The following is an 11,609-nucleotide window of genomic DNA, read 5'->3' as shown; positions in this document are numbered from 1 at the left end:
TTGATTCGGAGGTGTGTTGTATGGACAAAAAAACAAAATCGATTATTGGACTTATAGGTAGTCTCATGGTTTGTTTTTTGGGGATTTATCGTTTAGTGGTTGAAGTTCCAGCTCCTGTTAATTCCTTAATCATTCCCATAGCATTTTCAGTTACTGGTTTAATAGGGTTTTTAGGAAATTTGTTTAAGTTGAGTAAATAGAATTTGTTACGATCTTTATTTTTGTATTCCCTGGTTTATTGGAATTTCATGTTAAAATTATTTATATGATGATGTTATTGTGATAGTCAAATACCCTTTGATAGGTGTTAGGAAAAGAGAAATTGAGGTGAAACAATGAATGAAAGATTAAGAAATGATTTAATTCGATATCAAAAAGCACACCAAAATAAATGGAATCAAGTACTTCATTATTTTGCTTTTATGTTTGCTTTTATAGCATGGATTTTCTTGATTATTAATATTTATGTAACTATTTATCTTGCTTTGTTACATTATGCTTTTTCGTGGTTTGGTCACTTTTACTTTGAAAAGAATAAGCCTGCATCGTTTAAACAGCCTGTGCTTGGCTTTTATGCGGGGTTTTTATGGTTTTTCTTGAGAAACTTTGAACTAATTACTAGAAAAAAGATATTACCTAAAATAAGTTAAATTAGGAATATGATAGACTACTATGAGGTTAAAGAGAGTGAGAGTGAAAATGATTTGAATAGAATTTTAGTATTTATCATTTCATTATCGTTGTTGTTCACAATAACAGCAGGCTGTTCAGGGGAGGGTATAAATCTAAATGAACAAAAACAAATTCAATTCTCCTTAATTCAAAAAGGTTCAAGTGAAAATTGGGAAGTTATTGATACTATATCAGGTGACTATTACAATTTAGAAAAAATATATCAATCAACTCATACATTGGAAATCAAACCGAAAAATAAAATTTTGGACGAAGAAATAACTGTTTCAATTAAAGTGAATGGTGAGACACTAAAATATTTGGAGAAGCGTCCTGAAGGAGAACTACATTCTAGATTTAAAGTACAAAAGGATAGTAATGGTGACTACAAAATAATAAAGGAGTTTTCTCATTTTGATGATAATGAAACATTTTGGGATGAAGATGTAAACTTGGTTATTGAGCATGGTAATATATGGGAAGAAATTAATCTAAGATAATGAATCAGTGTTTAATTCAGGCATCCTCCGCCCTTGTTCTAGGATTGACCAGGCGGAGGTAGAACAAACATTTTTTTATTACCTTCTATTTAATTTTTGACGGACGAAATAGACAATACATAATAATAATGGTATATAAACTGAAAAGATCGGATAAATATTTTTTAGTACGAAATCACTTTGAGCCATATGTGCTGTATAGCTTCCGGCAAAGAAGATTGAAGTAAGTAAAACGATTAGACCAAATGGGATAATTAGTAGAGATTTCGACACTTTAAATATAGTTGCGCCGCCAATTACAGCAGCATACATAAAAACTAAAATCTTGAAAAAATCGTTAACAATTAACCAAATCATAAAAAGAGCGTCCAGCCTTTGAATAAAGTTACCGATATTGATTTTTTGGACCATATCTAATAAAGGCGCTATTGATGTATTTCGTGCTTCTGCCCCTATAACAGAGATGATCAGCATATGTATAAATACCAGAAATAATCCACCTGAAACAACCCCAACCACGCCAACTTTTAATACTGATTTTGGTTTATATAGATAAGCAAAAATCATTGTAAAACAAATCATTTCACCAAAAGGAGCCATCCACGTTTCATTTCGAGTCGTTATAATAATTGTTTCCCAACCTGGTTCTAAAACTGGCTGCAAATTCTCAAACTTTGCAATGTCAGAAAAAAATATAAAAATAATGATTAGTAAACCAGTTAATACGACATAAGGAAAGAAAATTTCGCTCGTTCTTCCAATAACTTCTATACCTAAAAATAATGCATAAAGGATGGGTAGCAGGAGCATGATTCCAATAGCCCAGATTGGAGTCCCATCTAAAAACAAAGGAATAAGTTCCATTGCGTCTCTAACATCTCGCGCTGCACCATACAAAAAAAATAGGATATAAAAAATACCTATAAATGATCCGAGATATTTTCCAAGGATTTGTTTACAGTATTCAGTTAGAACTAAGTTAGGGTATTGTTTGTTTAAATATACATAGATAAAAAGTAGAGGTATACCGCTAATCATACCAAGTAGAATTGAAAGCCAAGCTGCTTGTTTCGCATCTCCCCCTACTGGAAACATGATAGTCGTACCTAAAATAAAGATATAAATTAAGGTGATTAATTGAAAAGAGGAAATCTTTGAGTTCTCCATTGTATCAACATCTTTCTTACTCCCAAAAATATAACACTAATAAATTCTATTATTTCAATTGATAAATACCCTTATACTCTTGATTTAAATAATATTATAATTACATCATCTAACTTACGGAAGAACCTTTAATGTAAAATCGTGGTAGAAAAAAACTATTTTTTTCTACCACTTCGGAGAATGTCAGGGTTTTAGAGTATGCTTGGCAACCTTTTACCAAATTCTATCAATATTTGGGGTAAATCTACTTCTCTTAAAATCGGAAAATGCGTTACCTGTTTTCCTTCTGTTATATATAAATCAATGTCTTTTGCATTACCAACAAAATGAATACTAACACCCTTACTATTTGTTAATGTAAAGGTTTGTAGACAGTGGGTGGGATTATGATGATCTGGCTTTCTATGTCTACATTGACCACTTTTAAAAGTATGTGAATAGCCTTTCTCTTCTAAAATGCTAAAAATTTCTTCAAGCAACGGATCCTTTACAACAACGCTATGATCCTCAACTAAATCATGAAGAGAATGATTGATGTTTACCTCTGTTTTTATGGTTACTTCTTGAATTCCAAACGTTATTGGCATATAAAAAGGCATTTCAAATGAAAACGGGATTATTCTCTTATCATGCGGGTTTATAACCAAAGGATTTGTAATTTTTATTTCTAATAGTGGTTCGATCACATCTTTAAAGTCGGTATAATCATCATCTCCATTATGAAACTCTGAATCTATATGGATGTATATCTCTGATATTTTTTGTTCTGCTTTTCCACCAGTTATGTGTACTTCTCCTTCCACATTCATGCCGCGTTCTATATTTGTATTTAAAAGTACCGTCTTAACTTTTGCTGACCCAATTCCAAAACTTGATAACACTTTCTCAAACATTTACACTCGCTCCTTTTAAAAATATTTTTATGAAGTAACGACATAATTTGCTACACACCATTTTATGCTCATATTTGTTAAAAGATAATGGATTTCTCAAAAACTAAACCAAAATTGGGTGAAGGGAACGCGCCAATTATAGAGATAACTTCTTTGAGAAAGGGACTAGTAGGATTAATCTTCAGCGTTAAAGAATGACAAGAATTAGTCACTATATATGAGAAATTCTTTTAAAACACTAAGAAAATCTTAAGAATTACATAAAGTATTTATTAAGATTTTGTTGATATCATTCTCTTTGTAGGAATAATAAAGAGGTGTTGTCGATGTTGAAAAACAAATTTAGGAGGCACTTTCATGAACATATTAGTTTGTGATGATGATAAAGCAATTGTTGACGCTATCGGAATCTATTTAGAAAATGAAGGCTACGAAATTTTCAAAGCTTTTGATGGAATCGAAGCTATTGATGTAATCAGAGGTCATGATATCCATCTTATTATCATGGATATCATGATGCCTAAGATGGATGGAATCAGAGCTACGATGAAGATTAGAGAAGAAAATAATATACCCTTGATCCTCCTTTCTGCAAAATCAGAGGATTCAGATAAAATATTAGGCTTAAATTTCGGGGCCGATGATTATATTACCAAGCCATTTAATCCCTTAGAACTGATAGCAAGAGTTAAGTCACAGTTGAGAAGATATACAGCACTGGGAGGTCTTGAAACTAGGAATGATGTATATCGTACAGGTGGACTTATGATTGATGATGAAAGTAAAACGATCACAGTCGATGAGGAAGAAGTCCATCTTACACCGGTACAATATAAAATATTAAAGCTATTGACTGCAAACGCCGGAAAAGTCTTTTCGATTGAAGAGATTTATGAAAAGGTATGGAATGAAACGGCCCATAGTCCGGAAAATACGGTATCCGTTCATATAAGAAAAATTAGAGAGAAAATCGAAATAAATCCGAAAGAACCAAAATATTTGAAGGTGGTGTGGGGAGTTGGATATAAAGTTGAAAAACTATAGTCCGTTCATTATAACGAAAATCATCGTATTTATTATAGCAATTATTTGTTTAACAGGAGCTCTGAAAGCATTTGTAGAAGTGGTAGTTAAAAATGACGGAGATTTTAATAGCGTAGTCGAAGATCATTATTTACAAAGCAGGTCATTTGTCTATGAAAGTGACAACCTCATTGGTAACCTCACAATCCTTTTAGAGGAATATAAGAGTGAGGAACATATATTAAGCGGTGGAACCATTGATGAAGATGAATGGAGAAGAGTAGAGGAGAACTTATTTTCAGATTATCAATACCGTTCTGGTAGTTATAATCCTGAGTTAAGTAAGGAGAAGAATTTTGAAACGTTTAGACAAGAATATGCTGATGAAATCTCTGCGGCAAAGGATGAAATGATTAAGGATGATTTAAAAGAATATCATGCGCTCATACAAAATCTAGAAGAGTATAAAGCACCTTTATTTTACGCAAGTGATGGTACAAATGTGTTTGCAAACACTACTTTAACAGAAAAAAAGCAGTTTGAAACATACCCTTCCTATATGATTGTTGAGAATTATAAGCAAGAGATCTTTCCAAAAGAAATGAAAGAAAATGACTATTTATATATGATCAAACAAAACTTAGAAAGATTAGATCCAGAAACTACAATAGTTTATATTGCTTTTACGGACGAATTCTTGGATTCTAAAATAAAAGAATGGCAAGAAACCAAAGCTATTGCTACAAAAAACTTATATAAATTAGCGGGATTTTTGGCTGGATTTATTCTTTCATTTTTCTATATAGTATTTATAACAGGAAGAAGGTTTTTTAAGGATCAAGAGCTGCACTTACAAGCAGTAGATAAGCTATACAATGATATAAAATTAGTGCTATGTATAGTTCTTATTTCGATTTGGGTCATCTTAGTAGATGAGCTATCGGACAATATTGATATATTCTTCTTACCAATAACAGTTCCGATTGCTATTGTAGGTTTGGTATTGGTGCTGTCACTCGTAAGACATGTTAAAAATAAAACACTTATCAAACATACATTAATTTTTAGTCTGATTTACAAGTTGATTAAATTTGTAAGAGATGTTTATAGAAGTGGAAGTGTCGGTGTAAAGACGGTGCTAATCGTAATTGGTTACCCGATTTTGATTGCATTAACGTTTTTCATGTTCCCAATTACCATTGGTATAGCGGCATGGTTTGCTTATAAAAAGATTAAGACCTTTAAAGTACTACAAGAAGGAGTAGAGATCATAAAGGATGGAAATCTTCATCATCGAATCGAAGTGAATGGGAAAGGAGAGTTTGCAAAACTTGCAGATAATATTAACAGCATTAAAGATGGTTTGAAAAAAGCAGTGGATAGTGAACTTAAAAGTGAGCGGTTAAAAACGGAGCTCATTACCAATGTATCACATGATATACGAACGCCTTTAACTTCTATAATTACGTATGTTGATTTGTTGAAAAACGAAAAGGACTCATCAAAGGTAGAACAATATATTGAAGTATTAGATCAAAAATCAAAAAGGCTCAAACTATTAACAGATGATTTATTTGAAGCGGCAAAGGCTTCCAGTGGAAATATTCCAGTTCAATTTGAGAAAATTGATATCCTGTCTTTAATTACCCAAGGATTAGGGGAAGTGAATGACAAAATTGAAGCCATGGCTTTAGATTTTAGGATGAACCACCCTAAGGAAAAGGTCTATATCACAGCAGATGGGAAATTATTGTGGAGGTCGATCGAGAACTTATTATCAAATATATTTAAATATGCTCTCAAAGGGTCCAGGGTATATATAGATATCGAGGATTTAGGCAACGAAATCCTTCTTACCTTCAAAAACATGTCAGCAACTGAATTGAATATTTCAGCAGACGAATTAATGGAGCGTTTTAAAAGAGGCGAGGAATCTAGAACTAGCCAAGGCAGTGGGTTAGGATTATCCATCGCGAAAAACTTAATTGAAATCCAAAAGGGAAAATTTAACATCCACGTTGATGGAGATTTATTTAAGGCTAGTATTTACTTACCAAAGTATAAATCTAGTAATGAGTGATAGAAGTAGGCAAAGGATTGGAGTAGGATAGCGACGGATGACCTATCTCTTTTCTGTTCATGAAGGTTACGAATTAAAATGAGTGTTAAAGGTAAAAGTAAATGAAAAATTTATTAAAGACAAGCTAGCAAAGCTTGTCTTTTTACATTAAAAAACTACTAAAACATATATTATGTTTCAGTAAATTTTGAAAAAAGGTTGGGGAAAATCCTTAATTAAATTGACAGTAGGTAGGTGTCATATTGAGACTATTATATTGGTTTGTAAAGTTAGGATGGTATTTTATTATGACGTTTTTAGCAACAACATATTGGAAAGGATTTGGTTGGTGGTTCTTAATAATTTGTGCAATTTTATTAATCTTGGGGGATGAATGGATTAGAAAATTATTAAAGAAGTAACTCGTTAGTGAACACGTATTTTTATATTTATCCACTACATTCTCTACTAATTAATGGGAATAATAATAATACATAAAACTTCGGGAGGATTTTTATCATTTATGAAAAAAACATTAACTCCAGCTGAAATATCAAATCTCTGGGAATCATATGTCACCAATACTATGGGAGTGTGGGTTTCTCGCCATTTTATTGCAAATACACAAGATCAAGGTGTTAACAGTATGCTTAAGTATACGGAAGAAATTGCATTCAAAGAGGCAGAACAATCAAAAAAGTTTCTACTAGAAGCATCCCAAGCTCTCCCTCAACCATTTGATGTAAATGATGTAAATATAAATGCTAAACCACTTTTTAGTGATAACTATGTTATTCTTCTGAAATATGGGTTAGCCCAGGCTGCCCTAACAGTTTATTCTTTATCATTGAACACTTCAACACATGAGGATATTCGTGCTTTCTATAAGATGTGCCTTGAAAATTCCGCGGAATTACTGAACCAATGTGTCAACCTAATGGTAAACAAGGGGTTACATCATCCTGAGATTCACATTCCCACTCCAGACAAGATCGAAAAGGTTGATACAAAACTCTTTTTGTCTGGCTTATTATCTGATACAAGACCTTTAAATGCACTTGAAATAGGCCAAATAGTTTATAACTATAATGCAACGGAAATTCATAAAGAGTTTATCAGAGGGTCAGCACAGGTTACTAATTCTAAGGAATTAAAGGATCATTATTTACGTGGGGTTGATATTTTTGATAAACAGCTTGAAGTATTACAGAAAGTTCTGTCGAAAAATGGGTTACCAAAGCTACCTACATGGGAAACTGAGGTTTTCGATACCACTGACTCACCTTTTTCAGAACGAGTGATGCTTTACAAGCATGCAGCATTAACATCCCAAGCAGCGGCTCGGTACGGGGCATCCTTGTCTGGTACGACAAGAAAAGATATCGGAGGTCACTTTATGCGTTTAATGTGGCAAACGATAAAATATGGAGAAGATACAGCTAACCTAATGATAAAATACAAATTTTTAGATCAATTACCATTGGCGAAAGGTAGAAACTAAATCCCATTTAGATAACTATACAAATGTAAACAATAGAACGCTCTTTGTTAGGATTTGCCGACTGCTGCTGAATATGATCGCTTTTAATACTAAGCAGCAATGTAAGAAAGTTGAGTAGCCACTTAATTTATTATCGTCATTTACAAATAATGAAGTATCACATGTTAAAAATAGGAGAAGTCTATGTTTTATTTATTGATCTCAGTAGTTGCATTTAATGTAATAGCTTTTTTGGTCCCTAAATACATAAAGAAGCAAGAAATATATGCCACTGCTTTCTTTTCATTTACATTAGGATTAATCTCAGATATTTCTCTTGATTTAAAGTATGATTTATATGGATATTTTGAAAAAGGGCTACAATTAATAGGTTTCCTACCAATTGTTGGGTTATTTCCGGCATCTGGTATACTTTTTCTTAACTTTTATCCAGAAGGAAAATCATTATTTAAAAGAATAATCTATATATTGTTCTGGGTAGTGTTTAGCTTGTTTTATGAATGGACTGCAATTAAAGGTGGATACTTTTACCATAATGAGTGGACATTTTTGTATTCAGCCCTAGTATATCCTGTTCTTTTATGGATGCATTTATTACACTTGTCTTTGTTTAGATACTTAAAGGATTGATTTTATAAATAAAGTAGGAAATCAGATGCGAAATATCACCTTAAATAAGAATAGTAATCACATACAAAAACGCATGGTGGTTAACCATGCTTAAAATTCACCCGCCTTTCACTTTCTTTTTGTTAATATATAACTTTTCCTAATCATATCGTGTATTTCTTCTTTTGGAATAGTACCGTCAAGAATTATAGAATTCCAATGGTCTTTATTAAGATGAAATGCTGGAACCACTGAAGGATAAATTTGACGCATTAGGTCTAGTGAATCAGGTTCATCTTTTACATTGACCCAAATTCGATCATCCTTTTCAAATATCCATGAAAAAATTTTTTTGTTATCTATGTGTCGTAATACTGTCCAATTCTTATCACGAAATGGTTTATCTGTATAAGCGTTTCCCAATCGTAAGCAGTAATTGATAACTTCCTCTCTATTGTTCATTGTTTATATCCCCTAAATATTTTCGACTTTAAATTAACTCTTAGTAACCTCTTAGTATATTTTAAGAAAACTAGTTGATCCATAAACACTTGAGTATTACTTTGCTTTTTTAGAAAAGTAACTGAAAGCAGCCAAACTTATGTTTAAATACAGATCACGTTTCCATAGATGTCCTGCAATTCCAAAAATAAGACCATCTATGAATGATGCTCCTGTCTACAGTACTATAAAGTATATTGAACCCGGATTATTCTGTATCAGCAATGCATATCCATAGTATCCCGTAACCATTCACAAAAGACTAATTATGCTATAGCTTACTGCTTTTATTTTTGTTGAACCTAAAGCCCCTAAAAAAATGCTGGGATAAGCCAAACAGTTCCGGAATTAGCAAGAGAATTCCAACTACCAGGAAGAATACCTTGACCCAACACTGTAAGTATTCCTACCAAAATCCCAATTATGACTGATAACAAAAGCCGATGCAAAAAATTCATCTTTTCCTCCAGTTAGTTTGTTTTTCTTTTATTTTATAATTTCATTTGTTGATGTTATCGCTGTGTTAAAAAATTAAACTCCAGTTAAATAACTTTTATTTGAATTTTAGCATAAAAGGTTACCTTCAAAATCTTGACAAGTGTCTGGCACTTGTCGAAGTTTACTATTACTAAATTAAAGGGCTGTATGTTTCTAACATGAGTTGTTCCCTAAAAGTGACGCCCCTTTCGAATAGAATAGTAGAAGATAAAAAAGGGGGAATTCACTTGAAAGGACGTACCCACCTAGCTGTAGGACTAGGAATAGGGGCCATAGCTGCGATTGGCCGTTCACCGGAAACGATCCCAGCTATTGTGATTATTTCTGGTATCGCATCATTGGCTCCAGATTTAGACGGCAATAATTTATTAAATAAACGCGTCACAAAAACAGCAAAGAAAATCAAAAAATTCGGTTTGATAGTCGGGTTAATGTTCATGGTTTTATCCTTACTGGCATTCTTTTGGGATAGTTTCTCAATATTGAATGAACGCTGGTTTACTTCGCAGAATAAGATCTTTGTATTGGTTATTGGAGCGGTTTTGGCAGGAATTTCCCTTCGGGCACAAGAAACCGTCAAGAATATCCTCATGAGTTTGTTTGGTTTGCCGCTTATCTATTACGGGGCAACCCATCATCTATGGTGGTTAGTCTTGTTCGCTTTGTACATTGGGGTGGCGGGCTGGTTTGCCCATCGAGGACCTACCCATACGCTGTGGGCAGTAATCTATTGGGGATGGATGTCGTATTTATTAGAAGTAAATACAGAAATTCAAGGAATTACCCTAATCTCATGTGTTTCCTATCTTTCTCATATTATAGGGGATATGCTAACCAAGCGGGGGATTAAATTCTTTAAACCATTATCTGATCGAGTCTTTAGGTTGCGGTTTTTGATTTAATTGGTTGCTGAGGACGATTTACATCTAATGAACTTTTACAATAGTTGAATGGTTAAGTTATTAATCTATCAGACAGGATTTCTTTACAGTCTTTTTTGGTTAGAATTTGATTAACCTGGAGGAAATAAATAGTGAAAGATAGTAAATTTGAAGGTGACGAATTTGTCATCGTTTATAAACAATATTTACTTGAAGAATTGGAAAAACTCACCACTAAAATAGGTCAATTATTTAAAAATCCATTTCATCACGGAAATGAAGCTATTTATTTAAGTACAAGTATAGGAATCAGCTTGTATCCAAATGATGGTAAGGATTTAGAAATGCTTGTGCAAAAAGCAGATAATGCAATGTATGTAGCGAAAAATAGCAGTAATCACAATGTTCAATATTATTCCTCTGGTACGTACGAAGAAATGAAAAAAACAATGGCGTTAGAGAGGTAATTCCACCTTCCAAATTTATTTCTTTAGCAGAGGAAATAGGGTTAATTGATCCAACAATAAGTGAGTGGGTCCTTGAAACGGCATGTATACAAAATAAAAAATGGCAGGAAGATGGAATTTCACCCATTAGAGTAGGTGTGAATATATCTCCTTATTTATTGAGTGAAGAATTAATTGTAATGGTGACAAGAATAAAAGACAAAGCTACAAACACAATATCTTGATTTAGAAATAACTGAAAGTTTCATGCATGACCCTGAATTCGCTATTATAATTTTAAACAAATTAAAAGCTCTCGAGATAAGAATATCTATTGATAATTTCGGAACAGGGTATTCATCACTATCCCATTTAAGGCATTTCCCGATTGATTGTCTGAAAATTGACCGTTCCTTTAATACTGAGATGCAGTCGGATCAGGTGTGATTGTAAAAACAATCATTGATATGGCCCAACATTTGTCCTTTAGTGTTATTGCAGAAGGCATTGAAGCAAGGAACAGGTTCTTTCACTTAAAGATCTTAATTGTTCTAAAGGACAAGTTTACTATTTTCCCCCTCCAACTCCACCTGAAGAAATACCAAAACTTCTGATTTAAGTTGGTAAAATCATGAGTTATTGTTAAAGAATAGTGGCATACTTTTATGTTCGTTCGGTGATACATTTATTTGTGTTTTTTTATTGACAAGTGCCTGGCACTTGTCGATAATACTTTGGAAAAATTAAATTACTGAAACTATTAGGGTGATGATAGCATAGATATTCTACTAGGGATTAAGAATAAAGGTTATAAATTTAACCAATCAAGATGGAATTGCATAAAAGATTCCTGAGGGAT

Annotated in this window: 15 protein-coding genes and 1 pseudogene; 12 read left to right on the top strand and 4 right to left on the bottom strand. The window is 32.8% G+C overall.

The annotated features are described in order from the left end of the window. Positions 1-20: 20 nt before the first annotated feature. The 3 genes from C1724_RS21335 (at position 21) to C1724_RS21325 (ending at position 1,172) form a co-directional block, all read left to right on the top strand. Complete coding sequence (locus tag C1724_RS21335; RefSeq protein WP_142386582.1) at positions 21-200, top strand: hypothetical protein; 180 nt, start codon at positions 21-23, stop codon at positions 198-200. A 135-nt stretch (positions 201-335) separates the two neighbouring features. Beyond that, positions 336-650, top strand: a complete 315-nt coding sequence (locus C1724_RS21330; RefSeq protein WP_102348811.1) for a DUF962 domain-containing protein — start codon at positions 336-338, stop codon at positions 648-650. A 54-nt stretch (positions 651-704) separates the two neighbouring features. Then, complete coding sequence (locus C1724_RS21325; protein ID WP_142386581.1) at positions 705-1,172, top strand: hypothetical protein; 468 nt, start codon at positions 705-707, stop codon at positions 1,170-1,172. A gap of 78 nt (positions 1,173-1,250) precedes the next feature. On the opposite strand, the gene C1724_RS21320 is transcribed toward C1724_RS21325, so the two are convergent. Both C1724_RS21320 and C1724_RS21315 read right to left on the bottom strand, forming a co-directional pair. Continuing rightward, the gene (locus tag C1724_RS21320) at positions 1,251-2,339 is read right to left on the bottom strand and encodes a GerAB/ArcD/ProY family transporter (protein ID WP_102348809.1); all 1,089 of its coding nucleotides are present in this window, start codon (positions 2,337-2,339) and stop codon (positions 1,251-1,253) included. A gap of 191 nt (positions 2,340-2,530) precedes the next feature. Then, positions 2,531-3,232: a sporulation protein gene (locus C1724_RS21315; protein ID WP_102348808.1), complete on the bottom strand. Its 702-nt coding sequence runs from the start codon at positions 3,230-3,232 to the stop codon at positions 2,531-2,533. 357 nt (positions 3,233-3,589) lie between these two features. Between C1724_RS21315 and C1724_RS21310 the strand changes: the two genes are divergently transcribed. The 5 genes from C1724_RS21310 (at position 3,590) to C1724_RS21295 (ending at position 8,445) form a co-directional block, all read left to right on the top strand. Then, complete coding sequence (locus tag C1724_RS21310) at positions 3,590-4,276, top strand: response regulator transcription factor (protein WP_102348807.1); 687 nt, start codon at positions 3,590-3,592, stop codon at positions 4,274-4,276. Continuing rightward, positions 4,251-6,335: a HAMP domain-containing sensor histidine kinase gene (locus tag C1724_RS21305; RefSeq protein ID WP_102348806.1), complete on the top strand. Its 2,085-nt coding sequence runs from the start codon at positions 4,251-4,253 to the stop codon at positions 6,333-6,335. Before C1724_RS21310 ends, C1724_RS21305 begins: the two co-directional genes overlap by 26 nt. A 242-nt stretch (positions 6,336-6,577) precedes the next feature. Then, the gene (locus tag C1724_RS25815) at positions 6,578-6,736 is read left to right on the top strand and encodes a hypothetical protein (RefSeq protein ID WP_180994397.1); all 159 of its coding nucleotides are present in this window, start codon (positions 6,578-6,580) and stop codon (positions 6,734-6,736) included. 101 nt (positions 6,737-6,837) lie between these two features. Then, a complete protein-coding gene (locus C1724_RS21300; RefSeq protein ID WP_180994396.1) occupies positions 6,838-7,815 on the top strand; it encodes a DUF3231 family protein in 978 nt (325 codons plus the stop codon). 183 nt (positions 7,816-7,998) lie between these two features. After that, a complete protein-coding gene (locus C1724_RS21295) occupies positions 7,999-8,445 on the top strand; it encodes a CBO0543 family protein (protein ID WP_102348804.1) in 447 nt (148 codons plus the stop codon). A 108-nt stretch (positions 8,446-8,553) separates the two neighbouring features. Here C1724_RS21295 and C1724_RS21290 read toward each other — a convergent pair whose 3' ends face one another. Both C1724_RS21290 and C1724_RS26220 read right to left on the bottom strand, forming a co-directional pair. Next, positions 8,554-8,886 carry an MmcQ/YjbR family DNA-binding protein gene (locus C1724_RS21290; RefSeq protein WP_102348803.1) on the bottom strand — a complete coding sequence of 111 codons (333 nt, stop codon included), beginning with the start codon at positions 8,884-8,886 and terminating at the stop codon, positions 8,554-8,556. A gap of 350 nt (positions 8,887-9,236) precedes the next feature. Continuing rightward, complete coding sequence (locus C1724_RS26220) at positions 9,237-9,383, bottom strand: DUF6518 family protein (RefSeq protein ID WP_258000490.1); 147 nt, start codon at positions 9,381-9,383, stop codon at positions 9,237-9,239. A 267-nt stretch (positions 9,384-9,650) separates the two neighbouring features. On the opposite strand from C1724_RS26220, the gene C1724_RS21280 reads away from it, so the two are divergent. The 4 genes and pseudogenes from C1724_RS21280 to C1724_RS26475 form a co-directional block, all read left to right on the top strand. Then, positions 9,651-10,325, top strand: a complete 675-nt coding sequence (locus tag C1724_RS21280; RefSeq protein WP_102348802.1) for a metal-dependent hydrolase — start codon at positions 9,651-9,653, stop codon at positions 10,323-10,325. A gap of 131 nt (positions 10,326-10,456) precedes the next feature. After that, positions 10,457-10,771: a diguanylate cyclase domain-containing protein gene (locus tag C1724_RS21275; protein ID WP_219723287.1), complete on the top strand. Its 315-nt coding sequence runs from the start codon at positions 10,457-10,459 to the stop codon at positions 10,769-10,771. Next, on the top strand, positions 10,714-10,995 hold the full coding sequence (locus tag C1724_RS26480) for an EAL domain-containing protein (RefSeq protein WP_102348800.1): 282 nt from the start codon (positions 10,714-10,716) through the stop codon (positions 10,993-10,995). The genes C1724_RS21275 and C1724_RS26480 overlap by 58 nt, the downstream gene beginning before the upstream one ends. Next, positions 10,991-11,197 (top strand): annotated as a pseudogene (locus C1724_RS26475) (EAL domain-containing protein); the annotation flags it as partial. The gene C1724_RS26480 and the pseudogene C1724_RS26475, both read left to right, overlap by 5 nt. Positions 11,198-11,609: the final 412 nt, after the last annotated feature.

The sequence above is a fragment of the Bacillus sp. Marseille-P3661 genome, assembly GCF_900240995.1.
Taxonomy (GTDB): Bacteria; Bacillota; Bacilli; order Bacillales; family Bacillaceae_J; genus OESV01.
The sequence above is the reverse complement of the archived record's forward strand: the minus strand, read 5'-3'. Positions and strand labels throughout refer to the sequence as shown.